Raw genomic sequence first — 23734 nt, 5'->3', positions numbered from 1 at the left:
TAATAACAGAAAACCTAGTACATGTGGAGTATTTTTCGGGTTTAGTAATAGGTCCCTTCGCGTATAGATAAGCAATATATTATAGGCACTCTTATTCATTTTTTAAATTTTTAGCATTTCGTCTATCAGATTATTTTGAATAGTTGTATGATTTAGTAGTACGAAATAGAAAACTAGTAAAGGGGTGGGTGTTCTGAAGTTTTTAAAAAGATTAATAGTTGGTGCCATTAGTGTTGGTTTTATTACCGTTTCTACCACAGCGTATGCGGCAAAGCCCGGATTGAAGTCTTTTCCGGATCCTGTAGATCCTCAGTCTTGGGTTCTGCCCCGGGATATGACATGGGATGATTATCGACCGGTTCCTGGAGTTGACTGGAAAACTGCAGATGTAAAACCTGAACGAGTCATTAAAGGTGCTTTAATCATTGTTGATTTTCCTGATCGAGAATTTATGCTGAGTCAGCCTGAAGGATCAGAAATAGCAGGAAATCCCGTTGGGACTGGAAATATCCCACGTGATCAATTAGGAAAGTTTTGGGTGGACTTTTTAAGCAAACCACAGCCACTAAACAACTATAGTACCGTAAATGATTATTGGAGAGAAAATTCATATGGCAAATGGAAAATCGAGCTAGATTCATTCGGTCCATACCGTATGGATTCTAATGAATTCCAATATGGACTGAATGAATTTGGACAAAATGTGAATATGCCTGAAGGGTTCAGCGGGAAGAATTTGCGGACAGAAGCGGTGAATAAAGCCAAGGCGGACATGGATGCCTCAGGTGAAACATATGATTTCAAATTCATCGTTCATGCTGGGTATGATGAATCTGGTGTTTGGCAGGAATTTGGTGAAATGATGTTTTTAAATCCGGACGCGATTCCCGATTCATTCGGTCCGCAAATCAATGGCATGAAGAACTCAGCGGCAACCCGTTATGTTCCGTGGACTTCTTGGTACGCCGCTAAAGGAATTTGGTCAAGTGCTGGTGGTGGTACGTCCATTCAAGGTGAAAATGATGGCATGGGTACCTTTGCACATGAATTTGGTCACATTATGAATCTTGGCGATAATTATAATAATCCATATGGAGTTCCGGTTTCTCGTTCCTATTCTGGCCCTTGGGAGCTCATGAGCCGCGGAAGCTTTAATGGCCCAGGTGGACCGCACACACGTTGGATGGTTCCTTCTGTCCTTGGTGCTTCAGCCCCTTCACATCATATGTTGCGAAACAAAATTAAACAAGGATTCCTAGAAGATGATGAATATCTTCGATTAGATCGAGATCAATTGGCCGAAACTGGTCCTGTATTCGCTGATATTCTTGCAAGAGAAGTACCTATCGGGAAAGAATTTGGTCGTACTGGATTACACGGAATCAATATCAGCATGGTCGATCACACGCCGAAAAATTCATTAGAAGATGATTGGCGTGCAGATATGCAGCGCGGGGAAAAATGGTATAACAATTATACCGTTGAAGTTGTTGACAGAGTTGGTTATGACTCCTTCGCTCCCGATTCAGGTGTATTACTAGCTAAAACGAAAAATACCGAATCAGCACCTAATATTTGGGTCGTCGATTCCCATAAAGAAGATATTAATCAAGAAGATTTCAAGAGACCGGATGGCACAACGGCTATGCTATCAAAAGGCGATTATCAACAGTTAGCAGATTCATTGTTTAAAGCTGGGACAGGTGATGGCGTAGTAAGCGAGTATGAGGACAAATACAACCGTCTACATTTCTATGTGTTAGGAAAAAAATACGACAAAAAAGGAGCCTTATCTTATCGTGTGGCCGTACGTCATATGGATGGATCCGGAAACTACAAACGCGGTGTATCGGTAAAATCAAGTTCCACTAAAACGATACCGGCAGTACCCGGTCGTGTAGCAGTCTATTACTTTAACGTAAAAAATACCGGTAAAGCTACAGATCTCATTCGACTGAATGTAAAAACACAAGCGAATTGGGAAACAATGCTAGAAAATAATGTCATTGAAGTAAAAGCTGGTGAAAGTGTGGATATTCCTGTATATGTTAAAATCCCGCTGGGTGGAAAAAATAATCAAAAACCTACACCAAACAAGCTCACACTTACAACTACATCTGAAACAGATTCTAGCAAACAAGCAAAAGTTGAGCGTTGGGTAGGTCCTGGCCAAGTTAAATAACAATGAGAAAAAGGAGGTGGATTTTCGTTAATCCCCTCCTTCTCTATGAAAATAGTAACCTTTGATTAAGAATCAAAAACTTTTATACACTCATATTTGAAACCAACGTATTGATAGTTTTGCTTTAGATACATTTCCCTCGGTGTATCATTTCCATCCGCAACAAGAATAACCGTTTTTTCAGGAAAGTGATCCATCACAAACTTTTGCAATCGTCCGCCAATCCCCTTTCGCTGCATCGTATCTAAAACAGACAGCTGATCGATTTCCGCTGTATCGTCAGAAATAATAATATCTACCGAACCAGCTGGATTACCTTTGTAATATGCAAGGACCTGCATTATTTTTTCATCTTTAAAATTTCGTTTGTGCAGTGCTACCTTTTGTTTCGCGAATTCATTCCCATACTCTTGATCAAATGTATATTGCAACGTTAAAAACGCATCAAGGTTCTCGGAAGTGACTGGAGTTATGTTTATATCTGGGTCATCCTTCAAACGAGGAAATTCGTCCGGTTGAATCACATATAACTCATTATATCCATACAGAAAATCGTTATCGTTGAGATATTCAAGAAACTCCTCTGATGGTTTTTGATTTTCCGGAAAAGTAAATTTTACATGGGACTGACCATGCCTTTTATGACAATCACGTAAATAAGTGAAAGCTGCCTTAAATTCATCAATGGAAGGCATTGTTTTAAACTCTATAAAATTACTATCATAGCGAACTAACATTTCCGGATAATGAAAATGTTTATATAATTCATTTTCAAAAACGATATTGCCAAGCGTATAAATGTGGTTAAACGTTATATTTTCCATTTATTTGTTCCTTTCAATCAGTAGTGAATGCAGTCCATTATATTTCGAGTACTCATAGTATAACAGAAATTAGGGTTGATTTATAAATTGTAGTTGACTTTATTTTGTTTTTATTTTAGTATTTAAGTAAATAACTAAATACTTAAAAGGAGATGTAATGTTGAACGAGGTTTTTAAAGCATTATCAGATCCAACCCGTCGCAAAATTTTAGACTTATTAAAGGAGGAAGATTTAACAGCCGGCGAAATTTCTGACCATTTTAATATGAGTAAACCAAGTATTTCGCAACATTTAAAATTACTTAAAAATGCCGGATTAGTTCAAGATGAAAAAAAAGGTCAGTACGTATTTTATTCATTAAATACGACAGTATTTCAAGATATTATAAATTGGGCTTTTAATTTTTATGGAAAATAATAGGAGTTGAGATTATGAAAAAGCATTTTTTCCCACTTCTTATCATTGTCCTATCCGTGATTGTTTGGTTGATTGCTTTTCCACACCTGCCATCGCAAATAGCCACACATTGGGATTTTAGCGGCAATGTTAATGGATATTCTACAAAATTAGGCGCAATGATGACCATGGTAGGCTTGTTGATATTTCTTTATATTATGTTTTTATTTTTGCCAAAAGTAGATCCTAAAAAAGAAAATTATCAGTTTTTTTCGAGAAGCTATGGAATTATTGTCAATTCATTATTGTTCATTCTTTTCATTTTAAACCTACTTATCATCTTATACAGTCTTGGTTATCCAATACCGATGTCAAGTCTTGGATCATTTATAGTAGGTGCAATTTTTATCATCTTAGGGAATTTTCTTCAAACAGTAAGGACAAATTTCTTCATTGGGATTCGAACTCCGTGGACGTTGTCTAATGATACGGTATGGAGAAAAACACATCGTTTTGGCGGAAAAATTATGTTTATCGCAGGAATCATTATGATGTTATCTACATTTATTCCTGCCGGTTGGAGAGAAGCTATCGTTATAATTAGTATTATTGTATCTGTCGTGCTTCCTATTTACTATTCCTATCGGGTGTTTAAACAAGAAAATCGGTAATCCCATGATGAGCGTGAACTAGAGGATTTATTTTTAACTCACCATCTTACTTGAAATCCATTGATTTTATCCATCAAAGTATATTATACTAATTATAGGAATATTATAAAAGGAACGCTGATGTATATACATCAGCGTTCGAATAGCTAATCCGCAGGAAGTGCGGTAGCTTATTCGGGAAAGGAGTAACCCTTCAACTACTCGCTAAAGCTGGGAGGGTTACTTTTCCTTTATAATGATGACAATCAAAGTGGCAAAACTGATCATTAAAACCAGCGCCTCAAAGATAGTCATTGGCAACACCTCCTGTCTCGTTGTGACATAATCACATAACAAGGAACAGTTTTAAGGTGCTACCGCCCTCCCCCGCTCATAGCTACTCCAATAATAACATATATAAGGATTCCAGAACATACATTCTGTGAATTTTTTTAGTTTTTACAAACAATCCAACTCCCATTGACCCATTATGGTTTAAATATATATCGCTTTGGTGTTATCATATTTTCCTTACCTGGTATGTATAAAGAGATGGTCGGTCCAATGATTTCTGTAGTCATGGATGAAGGAATGCTTATCTTTCCGTTTTCACCAATAAAATGAATCCCGGTTGTGTTGTACCCCCAGCTTCTTATTCCCTTATACATAACTGCAAGATTGTCTTCGTTCCATTGTTTTACTTCATCTTCTACCGGAATTGAGTTAAGCATGTTGATGACGATTGATAAATCGTTGTCTGGTTCATATTTGGTTGTTCCTTCCCCATTCCAATGCTGTTTGTGAACAGTTATTTTATTGCTTTTGGTTTTATCGTAATAGACTAAATATCCCGATTGTAATTTTTTGTTTTTGTCGTATCCGTAAATATACGTTTCAATGCTAGTGATGGTCCCATCTTTTGCAAATCTAATTTCTAAATCATTGGTCATTAAATACGGTTCTAGTTTTATTTTTGATTTTACGGAATCAATGATTCCAGTTAGCTTTGTTGAGTAAAAATTGTCATTTTTCAACTTAACTTTTGTATCTGTTTTCCATTCATTGATTTTCCATGCTAGTGCCCCGTTAAAATTAACGGCATTGTTACCTACAAAATACATTCCAGCAATTGTAACTAAAGCAAAGAGCGTCACTGTTGGTTTCCAAACTAACGGTTTCGTTTTTGTCCCTTTTATGGACTGTCTGAAGAGCTCAATTTCGACGGCATCTTTTGAAACCGGAATGAATGTATTTTCTTGAAAAAATAAGAAAAACCACTTTTTATTCTCTTTTATCTTTATTAATTTTTCTAGTGGGAGAACAATTTTGCTTCCGGTTTGTTTTGTTATCGTTAATTGATTATCATTCATTTCGATTTGACTGCCCATTTCAAATAATTCTTTTTTCATACGACGTTTATAAACGATAAATTTATAGATTAGTAGGGTTAGAATTAGAAAAATAATTATCAAAAATAATGGAATTGTCGTTTTTAACTGCCCTATTTTTGTTATCGTATACGTGACTCGCCACAATATTACATACAGAACAAGGATTGTTAAGCTAGTTTTACTCCCGAACAATTCATTTCGCAAAACCATTCTTCTGTATATTTTTTTAGTCAGTTTATTTTCAATGATCATCATCTCACACCTTTGTTGATTTGCATTGCAACTTACTACTTCTTCAAATAATTTGCTATTCCTCTTTAAAACACAATTTCCGTAAAGTAAAGCGGTCGCTTTTGTTAAAATTCATTCCCTTTTAAATAAGCATCCTAAGTCGGTAACCAGAAAAGTATAATAGGCGGAAATTTTCCGATTAAATGCTGAATGGTGGTCGTTTCGGGCATATATAGGCGGAGGTTTTCCGACTATGCAAAGCAAAATCTCCAATTTTCGCATTTTTCGAGTCAATAGACGGAATTTGTCCGACTATTTAAGCCCTTTTTAATAAAATTCACTAATTAAGCGGAATTTTTACGCCTATTTGGAAGTTGCTACACACGTTCCTTGTTTGCTACTTTTTATAAAGGATTGAAACCAATATAAAATAAAAGCCCCCTCCCATTCACAAGGAGCAAGGCTTTAAGGCTTTCTATTCTGTATAATTTTGTTGACTCTCTTCTTCACTTTCAAGCATACCATACAAGCCATTCATTGCTTGTTCTTCGATACTACTGTCGACAGTGCTACTAGCCGTTTCACTTTGATTAACATTTTCTACGTTGTTATCTACGTTTTGCTTTTTCATTAATTTCACCTCGATTTTAGAATTCCTTTATTGACGTGAAATATGCGCAAATAACAATTTATCTACCTTCAACTACCTCTTTAAATATTTCATACGATCTTTTTTGTTTTTCAGGGTCATAAATATAAGAAACGGCCATGATTTCATCAACATTATATTTATCCTGGAAATCTGTTATTTGTTTTGTAACTGTATCTTTACTTCCCATAAACGTCATGTTTGACATCGATTCAATCATTTCTCTTTCCATCGGATTCCAAAGCTTATCCATATTATCAACCGGTGGCTGCATCGGAATTTTAGTGCCTCTAACGACATTTAAGAAAAATTGCTGCATCGATGTAGATAATAATGCTGCTTCTTCATCTGTTTCAGCCGCAATTACGTTTAAACAAACCATCATATACGGCTTATCCAAGTACTCTGAAGGCTGGAATCGTTTCCGATAAATTGAAATCGCTGCTTCCATTTGTTTCGGTGCAAAATGGGATGCAAACACATAAGGTAAACCCATGCTTGCCGCTAAATGAGCAGAATCTGTGGAAGAGCCTAAAATATATAGTGGGATATTTGTATCTACCCCAGGATACGCCCTTACATAACTTTGTTGATCTTCCGGACCGAAATAAGTAAGTATTTCCTTAATATCTTCTGGGAAAGTATAGACCGTATCGTTTTTTGACCTTCTTAAAGCGCTTGCGGTTAACATATCTGTTCCCGGTGCACGTCCCAGACCAAGGTCCAGACGGTTGGGATAGATTGTTTCCATCGTACCAAATTGTTCAGCAACAACTAATGGAGAATGATTCGGAAGCATCACTCCCCCAGATCCAACACGAATACTTTCTGTATGTTCAAGTGTATGTTTGATTAAAATCGAAGTTGCAGAGCTAACTAATGTCGGGCTGTTGTGGTGTTCTGCAATCCAATATCGTTTGTATCCCAATTTTTCTACAGCTTGGGCAAGATCCACCATAGAATCAATTGCCTGTTTCGTCGTCTGTCCATCTCTTATTGGTGCAAGATTTAATACAGAAACGGGTATATTTATAGTAGTCATGATTTATATTTCCTTTCATTGTCAAGAGTATTATTATAGTAACAATTTGATGGCAAAAAACAAACTTATTTGCTTATATAAAATCGTTACAAGAACATTTGTTCCTTTTAGGCGTTATGTTATAATTGCATTAAGATTAGGAGGTGTGACTAGTGGATCAAGAATTAAAAGATATTTTAGAAAGACTTGAAACAAGCGTTGGAAAACTAGAAAATGGACAGGCTCAAACGAATACAAAATTGGATCGTATCGACAAAAGATTCGACGCAGTTGATCAGAAGTTTATTGAAGTCGACAAACGATTTGATGCTGTTGATCAAAAATTTATTGAAGTCGACAAACGATTTGATGCTGTTGATCAAAAATTTATTGAAGTCGACAAACGATTTGATGCTGTTGATCAAAAATTTATTGAAGTCGACAAACGGTTTGATGCTGTTGATCAGAAGTTTATTGAAGTCGACAAACGGTTTGATGCTGTTGATCAGAAGTTTATTGAAGTCGACAAACGGTTTGATGCTGTTGATCAAAAGTTTGTTGAAGTCGACAAACGGTTTGATGCTGTTGATCAAAAGTTTGTTGAAGTCGATAAACGGCTTGATGCTGTTGACAGTAGATTAGAAAACCTAGAAACCGGACAAATTGAACTGAAAGATATGCTCAAGCATAGTACAACCCTTTTAATAGAAAATTTTACGAGCATAAGGCAAGACATAAGACAAAGAGATACTGAAATGAATGCGGATATTAATTTACTTTTTAGAAAAACTGAAAAAAATGAGCGAGATATTGAAAAAATAAAAAGCAAACTTAAAATTTAGGCTTTCTAAATATAATTTCAACTGTATCTTAAGTCTTTATTCAAAATAAAGACTTTTTATTTTACGTTTTTTCGCTTTAGTATTCACAAAAATGGACTCCCTCAATATCCTTATACTTCTCTCATTAATATCCTTAAATTTAGTAACATTTTACACGATAAACATAATTGAATAGGAAATAATAGAAACGAGCAAATAAATTTTTTGCTCAAAACTTCGTCGGGAGTGATGTATCATGGCTAGAAACAAACTTTTGGTTCCTGGTGCGGATAATGTTCTGGATCAAATGAAACAAGAAATCGCCAATGAGTTTGGAGTTCAACTTGGTGCTGATACGACCGCACGTGCTAACGGTTCAGTAGGTGGCGAAATGACAAAACGTTTGATCGCATACGCTGAACAATCATTACAAAATCAACAGGGCCAATAACAGGAATGGTTGATTTCGCAAAAAAATGGGTGTCCAACCGGACACCCATTAATTGAAAACCTTTTAAACGATAAATACAAAATAAGCTAAAAATGCAAGACTTAAAATATATATTAACGGATGAACAGCTTTCCATTTACCTAACGCAATCATTGTTACTGGATATAAAATAAAACCAAGCGCAATTCCCGTCGCAACACTAGATGTGAGAGGCATCATAATAATCGTTACAAATGCCGGAAAAACAATTTCAATTCGATCCCAATTGATCTGTTTTATTTCAGAAGCCATTAACGCTCCAACAATAATTAAAGCCGGTGCGGTAACTTCCGAAGTTACGATTGACAATAATGGTGAAAAGAATAAGGCAATGAAGAAACCACAGGATATGATGACAGACGTGAATCCTGTACGCCCCCCTGCTGCAATTCCCGCACTAGATTCAACCATCGATGCGGTTGTAGATGTTCCTAGTACTGAACCGACAACAATTGAAGTAGAATCAGCAAGAAGAGCTCTACCGATATTTGGAATTTTATTATCTTTTATGAGTCCCGCTTGACTGGCAATTGCAATTAACGCGCCAGCCGTATCGAAAAAAGCAACAAATAAAAAGGTAAAAATAACCGCTAATACATCCGGAGAAAAAATTTGATCTAAATGCTTAAACACGACCCCAAAAGTTGGAGTTAAACTTGGAATTTTTCCGACAATATGTGTTGGTTTATCAATCACATGACATACAATCCCTATAATAGTGGTAATAACCATTCCATAAAATATAGCTCCCCCAATACGTCTCACCATCATTATTACAGTAATGACTAGTCCAATAATAGCTAAGATTGTTGTTGTTTTCGATAAATCTCCTAATGACACGACTGTATCTTTATTTGAAATAATAAAGCCTGCATTTTTTAAACCGACAAACGCGACAAAGAAGCCAAGTCCGCCTGAGATTGCGTATTTCAAATCCTCGGGAATAATATTAATGATCATTTCGCGAATTTTAAATAAGCTTAATAAAATAAAAAGAATACCCGCAATAAATACACCTGTTAACGTGGTTTGCCACGGAATGCCCATGCCGATACATACTGAAAAGGTAAAAAAGGAGTTTAACCCCATACTCGGCGCAATACCAATTGGGAAATTCGCTAATAGTCCGATTAATAATGAACCGATAATAGCCGAAATGGCTGTCGCCGTAAAAACAGCTCCTTTATCCATACCGGATTGACTTAATATGATTGGATTGACTACTAATATATAAGCCATCGACAGAAACGTAGTAATCCCCGCCATCGTTTCTTGCTTATAGGACGTTTGACGCTGTGCAAACTGAAAAAAATGTTTCACAATATTTATCCTCCAATTCCAAAAAAACCAAACATTTGCATCTACCTATTAGAGTGGCTTCAAATGAAATAAATATAAAAAAACTTCCACTAAAAGTGGAAGCTGCCATTAAATTCAAGAAGAAATTGATTACTAACGATTCATTGTAGTAGAACAACAACTTCTTGTAGTCAAGCTATTTACGGCAGCTTGGTAGAAACGATTAGGCCCTATTCCTAACCATATACAAGACATGTTGTTAATTATACTCAAAGTCACATGGATTTCAATAGAACTGAAAAAAGCGTAATTAATCTAATTATTCTTCCTTTTTAAATTTAAAGATTTTTAATTAACTTTAAATATTATCGATATATCCTTCATATGCCTTCTCCATATCATATGATCACTACCCTTACCCCAATAATCCTTCAATAAATAATTAGGTTCTCCAAATTTTTTCTTCCATATTTTCTGTGCATTTTTATAACCGCTATCCAAACAAAATTCTTCAACCCCCTTATGATGCAAAGTAAAAAAGATACTATTTAAAAGAATATTTCCTATTCCTTTTCTTTGATAATCAGGATGCACAAATACGGTGCCTATCTCAAATATATTTTTATAAGCGCCCTCTGTACAACGATTAATTAGCTCATTCGAAGGGCCGTATGCAATCGATCCAACGATTCTATTTCTTTCTAACGCAATTAAAAAATAATGATTCTTCCCATTACTTTCAAGGTCACCTTTTAAAATGGTATTCTTTTCTTCTATTTCATGTTCAATCTCCTCAACTAACTCCGATAACCCTTCCCTAGCAAATGTATCCTTAATAACTAAACGAAAAAATTCATTCAACTCTTCAATATCCTCTAGCCTCGGCCGTCGTATCTCAACCTTATACAATATAATCCCCCCATGAGAAAGTTGCCATCCCTACCGTTTTAAATACTCCCTCATTTTAACCATATATTCCGGTGCGTCAAGTGGATTATTAATAATCATTTCAATGATACAAAGCTTATTTGCCCCTTCGGCTTGTTTAATTGCATCATCGAGCTCTTTATTCGTTTTTACGACCGCTGTGAATGCACTTTCACCAAATGCTTCCGGAAGCTTCGTATATTCCCAATTAGGTATTTGATTATATAACTGATTTTCCGTTTTGACATTTAAATACTTCTCGATCGTGTACCCACAATTATTCAAAACAAAAATAATTGGCTTACAGTCGTTGGCAAGCATCGAACTGATTTCTTGCGCAGTTAACTGCAATGATCCGTCCCCCGTAAATAACAATACTCTCCGCTCCGGTGCTGCAATACATGCACCAAAAGTGGACGGTGTTGCATATCCAATGGATTGCCAGCCACCTTGTGTAATATATGTCACACCGCGTGGCAGTCTTATTTGTGATAAACCGTAAAAAAAGCTCCCGGTTTCACCGATAACAATGTCATTTACTTTTAACATTTGCTGAATACGTGGATAATAGCTTTGAGCAGACAACAGTCCTTCCGGATTTTGCTTTTCCTCAGTATAAGGTAAAGGGAATTTTGGAATCGGTTCTTCTTGTTTAAATCCTAAGCTTTTTAACGCTTTTATCATATCTTGAGCTAGCACATTCCGATACTCAGCTTGTCCAATCTTCACTTTATCTGGTTGAATGTCAACCAATTTCAGTGGATCAAGCATCGCTGAAAATTTTGCAGTATTTGAATCTGCCCAAACAAGTCCAATAGAAATAACGCATTGTGCAGATTCTACGAAACTGCGCACAGCATCACTGCCAAATTGTCCGGCATACATCCCAATGAAATTTGGATGACTTTCATCAAAACCTCCCTTGCCGAACATCATACTCGCTACCGGTAAGTTCATCGCCTCAGCAAGTGCAAGTGCATCTTGTTGAAGATGAAATCTCATCATTTTCACATCAACAAGGAAGACGGATTGCTCGCTGCTTTCTAACAATTGTTTAGCATGAGCAAGTGCCGCTTGCAATGTTTTTGGATTGGTCACAGGGGATTTTGGCAGCATGGGCTTACGCATCACTATTGGCTTCATTACTAAATCATCAGCAATTACCAAATATACCGGCTTCTTCTTTTCTTTTGCTATATGAATCGCTGTTGGAATTTCCAGCATTGCATTTTCGGGGGTAACTTTAGCAGTATACGCTGTAATGGGTTCATATACTTTACGAAACGTATCAAAATTTCCATCCATTAATGTATGGTGCATTAACTTATGCTCCTGTTGATCTATCGATGGTGGAGCCCCCACAATATGAATAACAGGTACATGTTCACTATTGGAACCAGCAATCGCATTACAAGCACTCAATTCGCCTACGCCAAAAGTAGTTATCAGCGCTGCTATTCCCTTAACCCTCGCATAACCATCAGCTGCATATCCTGAATTAAGTTCATTACGACCGTTCACAAAATTGATTCCCTCATATTTCTCCAAATGATCAAGCAATGAAAAATTAAAGTCTCCAGGAACACCGAATATTTCAGTAATCCCTTCATTTTTCAAACAATCAAACAAATATTCACCTAGCACTACCTGTACTTCATTTCCTACTACTGAACTCTCACGATTGTTAGACATTATACATCCTCTCCTCATACAACTAGTAGCGGTAAACTCCTTACAAAATTCCTCTTATTAACATACACACCTCGATCTTTTGGTTAATTTACCCAACTTATTGCCAAATTATAAATACTTAAATTATTAATTTTAATCCTGGATCTTTCTACCAAAAATTGTTGTTCGTTTTATTAAAATGAGATATTTAATCTTATAACCCCAAAAAATATGAATAAACTTTTACATTCGACAATTTCATGTTCGATTCCAATAAAAAAGTAAAAACGATCCTTTTATGAAGAATCGTTTCTGATAAAGAATAGAAAGAAAAAACCCCTATTTAATATTAACTAAATAATCCCCCGAATAGTCACTTATTGGGTAATAGGTTTATTTGAATATATGGGTCTTCTTTCTTTACAATATATAAGTTTTCATAAGGTGGCATCCGCTTACTCCACTTCTATCAAAACTGCTGCTCCTTGACCTCCACCACCGCATAAGGAGGCAATACCTTTTCCTCCTCCACGACGTTTAAGTTCAAAGGCAAGAGTTAATAATGTCCTAAACCCACTAGCACCTAAAGGATGACCTAGGGCAATCGCACCACCATTCACATTAACTATATCACTTGGTAACCCTAATTTGCGTTGAGAAGCGATCACAACGCTCGCAAAAGCTTCGTTAATTTCAAACAGATCAATATCTGATAATCTTAATTTTGTACGCTCCAGCAACGACTTGATTGCATTTGCAGGTTGCAAATGTAGTGTAGGATCCGGTCCGGCTACGAATGCCCAATCGATGATTGTAGCAAGTGGTGCTTTACCAATTTTTTCACAAGTATCTACATTTGAAATTAGACCAGCACTAGCACCATCTGACATTTGACTGGCATTTCCGGCAGTAATTGTGCCACTTTCTTCAAATGCAGGTTTAAGCATTTGTAATTTTTGAAGCGTGGTTTGAGGGCGTATACATTCATCTTCTGTGATAAGTTGCTCAGAAATGGGGACCCCCACAATCTCTTCCTTAAATATCCCGGAGACCTGAGCTCTGGCGGCCCTTAATTGTGATTGTTCTGCATATTCGTCCTGCTCTTGGCGATTAATATTAAATTGGCGATTCGCCTTTTCAGATATTCCGCCCATCGATTCATTGGAGAGTGCACACCATAGTCCATCGTCTAGCGAATCTTTAAATTCTACTGATCCCATTTTGACATCTTTGCGTAGTGTAGAAAAATGCGGAGCATTCGTCATAGATTCAAAACCACCAACAACGAATAGATCCCCTTCGCTCCTTTCTATTCGACGAGCAGCATCAGCTACAGCTGCTAAACTAGCAAGGCAAACATTGTTTAATGTGATGGCTGGTGTATTAATATCCATCCCAGCATTAAACACAACTTGACGTGCCGGATTTTGGCCCTGTCCGGCTTGAATAACGTGACCAAAAATAGCACCGTCGGCTTGTGCTGCTATAGGATAACGACGAATCAACTCAGAAACTGTATTAACACCTAGTTCAATCGCTGATTTAGAGTGGAACATCCCTTTGAACCTACCAATCGGGGTACGAACACCATCTATCAAAACAGCCTTTTTCAATTGAATCACCCTTATATTTGAAATTTTATCACTAAAAATTCATGTCAATGAATTTAATAAGTCATGTCAATGAGTTCCGATACGTTTCGCGTGCATATAAAGTAGCAATAATACTAAGCACCCCAAGTGCAATTAGATAGATTGCAATCGGCCAGTACTGACCATCGAATTTTGCTAGCAAAGCAGTAGCAATAATCGGTGAAAATCCTCCCGCGAGAATCGCTCCAATTTGATAACCGATTGATGCACCACTTAACCGTGTCTTTGTAGAAAAGAGTTCGGAATAATACACAGCCTGCGGTCCGTAAACAGCATCATGTAAAACATTCAAGCCTAGGATAATTCCAATTGTTATCAAAAAAACGGAGCCCGAATTCATAAACCAGAAAAAAGGAAAAACAAATAATGTTGAAGCAACTGTTCCAAATAAATATACTGGCTTTCGTCCGATCTTATCGGATAAGTAAGACCATAGTGGCATCGTAACAAATCCAATAGCCGAAGAGATCATCACTGCATTGAGTCCAACCGAGCGATCAATCCCATGTGTACTTACAAGATAAGTCAGAATAAATACGGAATAAACGTAAAACACAGCATTTTGTACTAATTTCATTCCAATCGTTAAAAACAATGGTTTCTTCTGATTACGTAGAACAGTTATAACTGGCCGTTTCTCTTGTTGCTTTTTTTCTGCAACGTCTAGGAATACTGGTGATTCACTCACCTTTAAACGAATATAGAGTCCAATCGTAACAAGCACAATGCTTAATAAAAATGGAATTCTCCAGCCCCAATTGAGGAAGGCTTCATTTGACATGTTTGTTGATACGAATGAAAATACACCCGTGGATAGAAGGAGCCCTGCAGGAACTCCCATTTGTGGAAAGCTTCCGAAAAGTCCCCGTTTCCCCTTCGGTGCATGTTCCACAGCCATTACTACAGCTGATCCCCATTCGCCACCGATGGCAAATCCCTGTATAACACGTAGGAGACTAATTAATAGTGGTGCAAGTACTCCAACTGAATGGTACGATGGGAGTAATCCCATGAAGAATGTAGATATTCCCATAAGCAAAAGAGAAATCGTTAGTACTTTCTTTCGTCCTAGCTTATCTCCATAATGCCCGAATACCATACTTCCAAGCGGTCGAGCGATGAATCCTGCCGCATAAGAGCCAAATGCAGCTAATGTCCCATATAGTGGATCAAAATTAGGAAAAAATAATGCTGGAAAAACAAGTGCAGCCGCCGTTCCATATAGATAGAAATCATACCATTCTATCGTCGTTCCTATAAAACTAGCGAGAGCAACTTTTCGATGCTCCTTGGAAAAGTCCTTTTCCTTTTCTATTATTTCCTTTTCAATCAATAGACTTTGAGCCAAAACAAACCCCTCCTCTATTTACATTTAACTATTTTAAAAAACTTGTTGAACTTACATAAAGGTAAAAGTTAATTTAGTTATCTGACAACCTAGTGAAAAAAGGCATCCAGACTTGATTACATTTTGTAAAACTTACTTGTAATGGTAAACCTATTTGTAAATCTTGATCTGAGTCGAGCAACAGATGGGTCATCATCGTTGGTCCTTCTTCTAACTTAACCACTCCAAGAATATAAGGAGTCACATCTTGCCAAGCAGGATGTCCTGGCCTATGTACAACACCCCATGTTTTCAACCGCGCTTTCCCGGAAGCCTTTTTCCACTCTAATTGATTGCCCCAGCAATATGGACATAACGTTCGTGGGTAAAAAATCCATTGATCGCAATCTGTACATTTTTGTAAATAAAATTCATGTCTCGCTATTGCATCCCAGAATGGTTTTGAAACAGTGGTTATCGTAGGACCGGGAACGACGAGATGTTCATACTTCTCACTCATGACTCCACCCCCAGTACCAAAGCTGTAGCTTCACTTAACGTCGCACCATTTCCGGTAACGAGTGCGAGCTCTGCATTTCGAATTTGTCGAGAAGTTGCTTCGTGCCTTAGCTGACGCACAGCTTCGATTATATGGGACATACCTCCAGCAAGATCTGCTTGCCCAACCCCAAGTTGACCTCCATGAGTATTGAGTGGCCAATCCCCATCGTGTCCAAATGAATGGTCTTTCATCCAATCACCAAATTTTCCAGGTGCGCACAAACCAGCATTTTCAATCGTGATACCTACAACGCTCGTGTAGCAATCATATAAAGAAAGTAAATCGATATCTTGTACACTTACATTTGCTTGACCAAGTGCAGCTGAAATAGCATATGATAATGGTGCCGATTCTAAAGCCGGAGCATGACTGACAGCCCGGTGAGTGATTTTTTCCCCTGCACCAAGTAAAAAAACCGGTGGATGGTCTCCACTAGGTAGATTATTTTTAGAAGTGATAACGAATGCTGCACCACCACCAACCGGCATTACAATTTCAAATAAATGCATCGGATCGATAATCAGTGGTGAATTTAAAACTTCCTCGACGGAAAGTGGTTTCCCATAGAAAATTGCATTCGGATTGAGTTGAGCATTTTTTCTTGCCCAATGTGCAATAAGAGCAAATTGTTCCTGAGTTGATCCATATTCCTCCATGTGTTGCCGTTTCAATAAGGCATATGAAGTATTGGCACCCGATGCTCCGAATGGTACATCGAATTCCCGAATGGGGTTTCGATTAGGTGAACGTGGATTTCCATTTCTTTCATTCGTATTCGCCAGTACACATACAACTGTTTCACACATCCCAGCTTCAATGGCTGCTGCAGCTCGCCACAACATTCCTGCAGCGGTTGCTCCTCCAAGATCGACCACATTTGAAACTTTCGGTTCAAGACCAAGATACTCCGCTACTGTTGCAGGTACATGTTGTGGAGTTTCACCCACTTGTGGACCGACTAAAAGACCATCAATCCCCTCTTTATCTAGCCCAGCATCTTGGACCGCTAATCGAACCGACTCTGCAATTAATCCTAAAGTCGTTGCTCCATCTGTATAACGAACCGGAGTAAGTTCCGCAATACCGATGATTGCGCAATTTGGAACACGTCGCTTGATCATCATACGAAGCTCCTTTCTAATAAGGAAATATACTCTAGAAGACTATTTGGATTATGAAGGGATCCCTTGTTTTTCACCTGCTGTCCTAACACCGTTGAACGTGCAGCGCCTTCCACTTTCTTACCGTTAATTGTATAAGGAACCTCATTTACACTGTAAATACGACGAGGTACATGCCGTGGAGAAGCTTTTTTACGAACATTGTTACGAATAACATCAGCTAAATCACTATCTAATTCTCTATCCTTCAAAACCACGCACAATACTATTTCTTCATCTCCCGCATTTGGTAAACCAAACACCAATGAATCTTCTATTTCCGGAATTTGCTCCAGAACACGGTAAATTTCAGCAGTACCTATACGTACACCGCCAGGATTAAGAGTTGTATCGGCGCGCCCGTAGATGATGATTGATTGTTCATCAGTTTGTTCTGCTAAATCTCCGTGCGTCCAAATACCAGGACGTTTAGTAAAATAGGATGAATAATACCGTTCGTCACCGTCCTCTCCCCAAAACGTAAGTGGCATGCTCGGAAACGGCTTTGTGCACACTAAGTCACCTTTTTGATGAAGAACAGATACATCCTTTTCATCGAACACATCGACCGCCATCCCCAGTGCCTTACAAGTAATCTCTCCTCGACGTACAGGATGTACGGGAGAGCCCATTACGAAACAGCCAATAATTTCGGTTCCACCGGAAATCGATGCTAGTAAAATGTCTTTTTTAATATAATCATAGACCCAATCATATTGTTCGGCTGAAAGTGGTGCACCGCAAGAAAGAACACTACGAAGCTGTGACAAATTATGCTCCTGACCAACCGAATAACTGGCTTTTTGTAAAGTTTCCAAATACTTTGGACTCGTACCAAAATGTGTGACGCCAACTTTTTCAGCAATCTCCCATAAAACTCCAATATTGTCCTTAGGTAATGGTGATCCGTCATAAAGGAGAATTGCGGCGCCGCTCGCAAGTCCCGAAATTAACCAGGGATACATCATCCATGCGGTATTTGTATACCAAAACAATATATCGCCATGCTTTATATCACAATGCAACTGATGTTCTTTCACGTGTTGAATTAAAGTACCGCCGACCGAGTGGACAATCGCTTTTGGAAGCCCTGTCGTTCCCGACGTATAGAGTATGTATAAAGGATGATTAAAAGGAACTCTCGTAAATTCCGGAATGAACGGGCCGTTTTTACACAGTTGATTCCAATTTAATACATGCTTTGACTGGTTCTTTAAAAAATCATCGCCTTCAGTTAACGTTACTATGGCTGACACCTCGTCAAGGACCTCGGAAATCGCACGGATATTATCACGGATATCAAAATGTTTACCGTTATATTGATACTCCAACACTGTAATCAATACCTTTGGTTGAACTTGGCCAAGCCGATCAATAATACCTTGAGAGCCAAAATCTGGGGAACACGAAGTCCATACCGCTCCTAATGAGGCAGTTGCCAATAAAGCTACTAATGATTCGATTTCGTTTGTCACAATTCCAGCAACACGATCTCCACTTCTTACACCTAAATTCCGTAAACCTTCTTGCGCTTTCGCCACCTTGCTACGTAATTCTCGTAGTGAAAAATGTGAAGTAGTACCATCCTCTCCAGCAACAATTACAGCTATTTCTTCTTCCTCTCCCATCAAAACATTTTCTGCAAAATTCAATTGAGCCCCCGGGAACCATTGGGCTCCTAATATTCCATCAACGGTGGGTGGAATGAATACCTTCTTCCCCTTTTCTCCGATGATTTTTGCAAAGTCCCAAACGCCAGACCAGAACTCTTCCGGATGAGCTATTGACCAACGATGTAGGCGCTCATAGGGAAAGAGAGGAAATCCAACCTGCTCTGAAAATCCTTTCAAGTTAGACTGTGAAATCCAATTTTCGTTTGGCTTCCATAAAATGTTTGGATCTAATACATTGTTTTGTTTTTTCATCATTTATCCCTCCACTAAACTAATCAAATATAACTTATAATATTGGTTTACTTGGATTAACGAATGAAGACGACTATTGTACTTCTCTTCATCCAAAATATTTAAATAAAAAACCCCTCATCACAATAAGAAGAGGGGTCCTCATCTTATCTTTCAGATACATACGTATCTGCAGGAATTAGCACCGTTCCATATAGGGGGTTGCTGGACGTCATTGGGCCTGGTCCCTCAGTCGCTCTTGATAAGAATATATTTAATTGGTTTAAATTTCTTAATAAATTGAATTTTATAATCAATCAATCTGATTGTCAATTATTTTTTTACTCTTAGGCTGTGTGAAAACACTTACATTCATGTGGCTGTTAGAAATATTTTTATTATTCATGATCGTGATACTGGTTAAAGTCCTGTATCCCAGTTCTAATCCCATATTAACGGTCTTTCCAAACCGATCATACGTAAATATTGTAAAAATTGTCCGGCATGAACTCCATCATGATAGGCAATTCGCAGAAGCATGTCCCCTAAGTATCGCTGATAGCCTACATCACTGCGATCGATAAGTCTATTTTTTAATTCATCGGTTGAAAGAGATTGAACATATGAAATGAAATTGTCAAAGTAGGGTTTCGATAGTTCAATTTCTTTTTCTATTGATATAATCGGTTCCTCATCAAATGAAGCTGGTGCCTCCTCTTTAATTGAACCATTTTTCTCTAACATTAAATGATAATAATAGCTAGATGTCCAAACGTGACGGATCATTTCTCCAAAAGACATTGCATCTTTATCCGGTTGCCATTCAATCCAGCTATCAGGCAATGACCTCCATAATTTAATGGAACGACGACGTGTTTCTTGCAAATTTAAAATACTTAACTCAATCGAATTCATTCAAATTCCTCCCGTAAATTCTTTACTAGATTATTGTAGTATAAAAACATTTAGGGTATCATCGAAATATGAATGTATATCCGAATATTTCATATATTGCAAAACTCATAGCCGAACCAACGCGTGCCATCATTTTAGATCGTTTAATGGATGGGAGAGCACTGCCAGCCAGTGAACTAGCTTATATGGCGAAAGTATCCCATTCAACAATTAGCTCCCACCTTGCAAAGCTTGTTGAAGGAAATCTACTAGTAATGGAGCAGCACGGAAGACATCGTTACTACCGGCTAGCCAATGAGGAAGTCGCCGAGGTCATTGAAAAATTAGGAACGATCGCACCGCAAGCTGAAATTCGCACATTACGACAATCAAGTCAAATGAAACAAGTCCGTCATGGTCGAACTTGCTACGACCATTTAGCTGGAGAACTTGGTGTAAAAGTGACTCAATCTTTGCTTGATAAAAAAATCATCATTTTAGACAAGGAGGCATTTGTTGTTACTGAACAAGGGAAAAACTGGTTTCTTCAATTAAGAATTAATATTGAAGAGGCTACGATTAAAAGGAGGATTTTTGCTAAACCATGCCTTGATTGGAGTGAAAGACGCTATCATATGTCAGGCTGGTTAGGTGCCGCGATTGCTACTCATTTTTTTACACAAAAATGGATCATAAAAGCTGAGTCGATCCGTGCGGTTCACCTTACACCAAAGGGAAAACAAGCATTGCAACAGTATTTTGGAATTGAAATGTAGGTTACAGCAATTGCATTAAAATGCATACAAATGCTGGAAAAGAACGATCGATTTCTTTAAAGAAAGTTATCATAATACTAGAATATAATTAGAAAGATTGACCATTCATTGATCAATCTTTCCAATTCCTGTATATAAAGATTTATCAATTTTTTCGCTAAATACCCCGAATTACAATATACGATTAAAGTAAGTAAGCTCCCGGGTCTAAGTTACATTTAGACAACTTATCAAAAATCATATTGAGCATCTCTATCTTCTTGCACATTTTTATAAGTTTCTGTTAATAAAACCGTATCCTCAACTAAACGTTCAAGGCGAAAGAGTATATCATCATTGACAATTTTTTTCGGTGAAAATCCTTTTCCTCGATGAAGACATAAGTTTGGACAATCTGAGCTTTCATATACGCTAAGATTGGCTTTAATTGTAGTTCTACCATTAAATAATGCTTTGCTGATCCGGCTGTCACGACTGCACTCACTACTTTGTCACGAAAAGCGTTAACTGGAAGTAAGTCAAAAATGTTTTTTAGTGTTGCTGGAATCGATGCTTGAAATGTTGGTGTCCCAATAATAATTGCATCCGCAGCCATAATGGTTTCTGTCACATATTTTGTATCACCTTCGTATTCAAAGTAATTGCGACCATCGCTAAATTCCAATGTATAGTCGGCTAAATCTAGCAGGGTAACTTCATGCTGCGGATATTTTCGCGAAAAAATTTCCACTGTTTTGAGCATAGCTGTTTTTGTTTTTGAACCTACGATCGAACCTGAAAGTGCGACGATTTTCATGTTTTTCTCTCCTCGTATAATAACGTTTTGTCAAAACTTTTATATAAAATAGGCTATAAACTACCTTAATAGAGGGATTTTTGAGCAAAAAAATTGCCACCCCCCTAAATCTAAGGATAATTGAGGTTACCACACACCCAACAACCTTAGAAAAGGAAGTGACAAGTTGTACCCTCAAATTATAACCTATTTACTAACTTTTATAAAATTCCAAGAACAAATAATTCGAACATTACTCACCCTACTTATTGGGAAGAGTATGTTTGATAAACCGAAAGATCAGCAGCCTGTTAACAAACCTTATCGAAAACTACAAGTTGATGATCTTCCCATTATCGAAATCCCAGAAAAGCTGAATTATCGAAATCTCCTAACGGAGTACCAAGAGAAGCATGGGAAATCTCTTAAACCCGTTCGAAGACACAAGAACGCAAAAGTGTCGGTACCTAAAGGAATGAAATGTCCTAAGTGTGGTGCACCATCTGATTATCTTTATGCCAATAATGGTGATAAGGGACAGTATCAATGCAAGGTATGTTCTTGCCTTTTCAGCGATAAGAATCGTTTTTCGAAAGAGGCCATTTTGAAATGTCCTCATTGTTCTAAAACACTCGATAAGATCAAGGAGCGAAAAGATTTCGATGTGTTTAAGTGTAAAAACGACGACTGTCCGTATTATCAAAAGAAATTAAACGGTATGTCTTCCAAAGAAAAGAAACAGTTTAAAAAGGATCCCCAGTCGTTTAAGTTAAGGTATATTTTTCGCCAATTCCACATTGATTTTCAACCATTATCCAAGAATTCACCGGAGTTGCCAGTTGTTGATCTGTCTAGAATCTATGCTTCTCCGCATACGTTAGGTTTGATATTGACCTACCATGTGAATTACGGTCTTTCCGCAAGAAGGACCGCTGCCCTTATGCAGGATGTTCACGGTGTAGCTATTTCTCATCAGACGATATTGAACTACGAAAATAGTGTGGCTCTTTTACTTAAACCTTACGTGGATCACTATCCTTATGAGCTTTCAGATCAATTCTGTGGTGACGAAACCTATATCCGGGTCAATGGAAAATGGCATTATCTCTTTTTCTTCTTTGACGCGGTGAAAAAGATCGTCCTTTCGTACCGAGTGTCGCCTAATCGTGATACAGCATCCGCCATTCAAGCGATAAACGACGTCCTACTGAAGATGGAAGAGATCCCTGAAAACCTTACATTCGTAGTAGATGGAAATCCAATCTATCTTCTAGCCCAGCATTTCTTCGCTCAGAATGATATTTCTTTCGATGTGAAGCAAGTAATCGGGCTGACAAATGAAGATCCCATCTCAACCGAATACAGACCGTTAAAACAGATTATCGAAAGACTGAATCGCACATTTAAAGGAAATTATCGCTCTACACAAGGATTTGGATCGGATCATGGATCTGTTTCTTTTGTCACCTTGTTTGCGGCGTATTTTAACTTTCTACGACCACATGCATCCCTAGAGGGCAAGGTACCCGTTGTGAATCCAAAGTTATCAGGACTTCCTACCATGCCTGCGCGTTGGACAAAGCTCATCGAGTTAGCTCAACGATGGATAGTCGAACAAAGATCCGCCTAACTTTTTGTTTAGCAGAGCCCTTGGACCATTTAGCAATCGGCGGAGCGAACTCTTGACAAACCGAACTTGCCAATGGTTTAAAATGAAAATACCAAGGGCTTATTTGGTATGCCTTCTTTTTGTCCCCTTCGCCCTTGTTAACCTTGGATCAAACCATTGGCGTGTTTGTCAAGAGCGATTGCGGGAGCTCCCCACCTAATAAATGGAAAGTAACCTAAACAACTATTTAGTTTTCATAGAACTTTTTACAATACCTATAATAAGTTTTAGAAATTGCTTTTATTGTTCTTTGATAACTAAATAATTAAGATATTGCTATCTATGATGGAGGCAATGCTGCTCTCTCTTTATATTCATAAATAGCACAACCCGAATTGCTTGGATACTGGGGGATATCCCTGGATAATAGACATTGGAATGGATCCAACTGGGAATATGCTGTTTCCTCCTGTAGTTCGACTACGATTAAAGACTGTGACCCAGACAATGGTTGTACTGCAA

21 protein-coding genes, 1 pseudogene and 2 riboswitches are annotated in these 23734 nt (G+C 37.8%); of the genes and pseudogenes, 7 read left to right on the top strand and 15 right to left on the bottom strand.

The features are described from left to right. The first annotated feature begins 184 nt into the window (after positions 1-184). The gene (locus MKY81_RS14285; protein ID WP_341118114.1) at positions 185-2182 is read left to right on the top strand and encodes a M6 family metalloprotease domain-containing protein; all 1998 of its coding nucleotides are present in this window, start codon (positions 185-187) and stop codon (positions 2180-2182) included. 65 nt (positions 2183-2247) lie between these two features. On the opposite strand, the gene MKY81_RS14280 is transcribed toward MKY81_RS14285, so the two are convergent. Beyond that, on the bottom strand, positions 2248-3006 hold the full coding sequence (locus MKY81_RS14280; protein WP_341118112.1) for a GNAT family N-acetyltransferase: 759 nt from the start codon (positions 3004-3006) through the stop codon (positions 2248-2250). Between the two features lie 160 nt (positions 3007-3166). Between MKY81_RS14280 and MKY81_RS14275 the strand changes: the two genes are divergently transcribed. Together MKY81_RS14275 and MKY81_RS14270 are read left to right on the top strand one after the other, a co-directional pair. Next, positions 3167-3424, top strand: a complete 258-nt coding sequence (locus MKY81_RS14275) for an autorepressor SdpR family transcription factor (RefSeq protein WP_066231475.1) — start codon at positions 3167-3169, stop codon at positions 3422-3424. 14 nt (positions 3425-3438) lie between these two features. Next, positions 3439-4074: an SdpI family protein gene (locus MKY81_RS14270; protein ID WP_108073540.1), complete on the top strand. Its 636-nt coding sequence runs from the start codon at positions 3439-3441 to the stop codon at positions 4072-4074. A gap of 219 nt (positions 4075-4293) precedes the next feature. On the opposite strand, the gene MKY81_RS21130 is transcribed toward MKY81_RS14270, so the two are convergent. The 4 genes from MKY81_RS21130 to MKY81_RS14255 form a co-directional block, all read right to left on the bottom strand. Continuing rightward, the gene (locus MKY81_RS21130) at positions 4294-4368 is read right to left on the bottom strand and encodes a putative holin-like toxin (RefSeq protein WP_373454625.1); all 75 of its coding nucleotides are present in this window, start codon (positions 4366-4368) and stop codon (positions 4294-4296) included. 173 nt (positions 4369-4541) lie between these two features. Beyond that, entirely contained in the window at positions 4542-5696 is a 1155-nt protein-coding gene (locus MKY81_RS14265) for a YcxB family protein (RefSeq protein WP_108073541.1), read from the bottom strand. A gap of 454 nt (positions 5697-6150) precedes the next feature. Beyond that, positions 6151-6306: a DUF4021 domain-containing protein gene (locus MKY81_RS14260; protein ID WP_108073543.1), complete on the bottom strand. Its 156-nt coding sequence runs from the start codon at positions 6304-6306 to the stop codon at positions 6151-6153. Positions 6307-6364: 58 nt separating this feature from the next. Continuing rightward, positions 6365-7366: an LLM class flavin-dependent oxidoreductase gene (locus MKY81_RS14255; RefSeq protein WP_108073545.1), complete on the bottom strand. Its 1002-nt coding sequence runs from the start codon at positions 7364-7366 to the stop codon at positions 6365-6367. A gap of 152 nt (positions 7367-7518) precedes the next feature. Here MKY81_RS14255 and MKY81_RS14250 point away from each other — a divergent pair, with 152 nt between their 5' ends. Together MKY81_RS14250 and MKY81_RS14245 are read left to right on the top strand one after the other, a co-directional pair. Beyond that, complete coding sequence (locus tag MKY81_RS14250) at positions 7519-8187, top strand: hypothetical protein (protein ID WP_202299716.1); 669 nt, start codon at positions 7519-7521, stop codon at positions 8185-8187. A 235-nt stretch (positions 8188-8422) separates the two neighbouring features. Continuing rightward, positions 8423-8617 carry an alpha/beta-type small acid-soluble spore protein gene (locus MKY81_RS14245; protein ID WP_066231494.1) on the top strand — a complete coding sequence of 65 codons (195 nt, stop codon included), beginning with the start codon at positions 8423-8425 and terminating at the stop codon, positions 8615-8617. Between the two features lie 63 nt (positions 8618-8680). Here the strand turns inward: MKY81_RS14245 and MKY81_RS14240 are convergent, their stop codons facing one another. From MKY81_RS14240 to MKY81_RS14200, 9 genes are all read right to left on the bottom strand, one after another. Further along, positions 8681-9976, bottom strand: coding sequence for an NCS2 family permease (locus tag MKY81_RS14240; RefSeq protein ID WP_107920092.1), 1296 nt, complete (start codon positions 9974-9976; stop codon positions 8681-8683). Positions 9977-10123: 147 nt separating this feature from the next. Beyond that, a riboswitch (purine riboswitch) is annotated at positions 10124-10225 on the bottom strand. Positions 10226-10303: 78 nt separating this feature from the next. Further along, a complete protein-coding gene (locus tag MKY81_RS14235; protein WP_341118110.1) occupies positions 10304-10864 on the bottom strand; it encodes a GNAT family N-acetyltransferase in 561 nt (186 codons plus the stop codon). Between the two features lie 30 nt (positions 10865-10894). Beyond that, positions 10895-12574: an alpha-keto acid decarboxylase family protein gene (locus MKY81_RS14230; protein WP_066231497.1), complete on the bottom strand. Its 1680-nt coding sequence runs from the start codon at positions 12572-12574 to the stop codon at positions 10895-10897. Positions 12575-13008: 434 nt separating this feature from the next. After that, complete coding sequence (locus MKY81_RS14225) at positions 13009-14175, bottom strand: acetyl-CoA C-acyltransferase (RefSeq protein ID WP_268766460.1); 1167 nt, start codon at positions 14173-14175, stop codon at positions 13009-13011. Positions 14176-14227: 52 nt separating this feature from the next. Next, positions 14228-15553, bottom strand: coding sequence for an MFS transporter (locus tag MKY81_RS14220; protein WP_084347636.1), 1326 nt, complete (start codon positions 15551-15553; stop codon positions 14228-14230). 73 nt (positions 15554-15626) lie between these two features. Then, the gene (locus MKY81_RS14215; RefSeq protein ID WP_066231499.1) at positions 15627-16052 is read right to left on the bottom strand and encodes a Zn-ribbon domain-containing OB-fold protein; all 426 of its coding nucleotides are present in this window, start codon (positions 16050-16052) and stop codon (positions 15627-15629) included. Beyond that, on the bottom strand, positions 16049-17215 hold the full coding sequence (locus MKY81_RS14210; RefSeq protein WP_341118108.1) for a thiolase family protein: 1167 nt from the start codon (positions 17213-17215) through the stop codon (positions 16049-16051). Before MKY81_RS14210 ends, MKY81_RS14215 begins: the two co-directional genes overlap by 4 nt. Next, positions 17215-19179, bottom strand: coding sequence for an acetoacetate--CoA ligase (locus tag MKY81_RS14205; RefSeq protein WP_341118107.1), 1965 nt, complete (start codon positions 19177-19179; stop codon positions 17215-17217). Before MKY81_RS14205 ends, MKY81_RS14210 begins: the two co-directional genes overlap by 1 nt. A gap of 143 nt (positions 19180-19322) precedes the next feature. After that, positions 19323-19427: riboswitch (SAM riboswitch) on the bottom strand. 172 nt (positions 19428-19599) lie between these two features. Next, positions 19600-20073, bottom strand: a complete 474-nt coding sequence (locus MKY81_RS14200; protein WP_108073560.1) for a DinB family protein — start codon at positions 20071-20073, stop codon at positions 19600-19602. A gap of 68 nt (positions 20074-20141) precedes the next feature. Here MKY81_RS14200 and MKY81_RS14195 point away from each other — a divergent pair, with 68 nt between their 5' ends. Next, the gene (locus MKY81_RS14195; RefSeq protein ID WP_108073562.1) at positions 20142-20828 is read left to right on the top strand and encodes an ArsR/SmtB family transcription factor; all 687 of its coding nucleotides are present in this window, start codon (positions 20142-20144) and stop codon (positions 20826-20828) included. Positions 20829-21058: 230 nt separating this feature from the next. Here the strand turns inward: MKY81_RS14195 and MKY81_RS14190 are convergent. Continuing rightward, positions 21059-21624 (bottom strand): annotated as a pseudogene (locus tag MKY81_RS14190) (NADPH-dependent FMN reductase). Between the two features lie 166 nt (positions 21625-21790). Here MKY81_RS14190 and MKY81_RS14185 point away from each other — a divergent pair. After that, complete coding sequence (locus MKY81_RS14185; protein WP_108073408.1) at positions 21791-23233, top strand: DDE-type integrase/transposase/recombinase; 1443 nt, start codon at positions 21791-21793, stop codon at positions 23231-23233. Positions 23234-23734: the final 501 nt, after the last annotated feature.

This window comes from Heyndrickxia sp. FSL W8-0423, from assembly GCF_038009395.1.
GTDB classification, from domain to species: Bacteria; Bacillota; Bacilli; order Bacillales; family Bacillaceae_C; genus Heyndrickxia; species Heyndrickxia sporothermodurans.
Note: the sequence above shows the minus strand (reverse complement) of the source record. Positions and strands in the feature narration are given on the sequence as shown.

Coding starts and splice junctions, on each gene's coding strand:
- MKY81_RS14280 (WP_341118112.1), bottom strand. CDS start 3,006: ATGGAAAATATAACGTTTAACCACATTTATACGCTTGGCAATATCGTT.
- MKY81_RS14270 (WP_108073540.1), top strand. CDS start 3,439: ATGAAAAAGCATTTTTTCCCACTTCTTATCATTGTCCTATCCGTGATT.
- MKY81_RS14265 (WP_108073541.1), bottom strand. CDS start 5,696: ATGATCATTGAAAATAAACTGACTAAAAAAATATACAGAAGAATGGTT.
- MKY81_RS14260 (WP_108073543.1), bottom strand. CDS start 6,306: ATGAAAAAGCAAAACGTAGATAACAACGTAGAAAATGTTAATCAAAGT.
- MKY81_RS14255 (WP_108073545.1), bottom strand. CDS start 7,366: ATGACTACTATAAATATACCCGTTTCTGTATTAAATCTTGCACCAATA.
- MKY81_RS14245 (WP_066231494.1), top strand. CDS start 8,423: ATGGCTAGAAACAAACTTTTGGTTCCTGGTGCGGATAATGTTCTGGAT.
- MKY81_RS14230 (WP_066231497.1), bottom strand. CDS start 12,574: ATGTCTAACAATCGTGAGAGTTCAGTAGTAGGAAATGAAGTACAGGTA.
- MKY81_RS14215 (WP_066231499.1), bottom strand. CDS start 16,052: ATGAGTGAGAAGTATGAACATCTCGTCGTTCCCGGTCCTACGATAACC.
- MKY81_RS14210 (WP_341118108.1), bottom strand. CDS start 17,215: ATGATCAAGCGACGTGTTCCAAATTGCGCAATCATCGGTATTGCGGAA.
- MKY81_RS14205 (WP_341118107.1), bottom strand. CDS start 19,179: ATGAAAAAACAAAACAATGTATTAGATCCAAACATTTTATGGAAGCCA.
- MKY81_RS14200 (WP_108073560.1), bottom strand. CDS start 20,073: ATGAATTCGATTGAGTTAAGTATTTTAAATTTGCAAGAAACACGTCGT.
- MKY81_RS14195 (WP_108073562.1), top strand. CDS start 20,142: ATGAATGTATATCCGAATATTTCATATATTGCAAAACTCATAGCCGAA.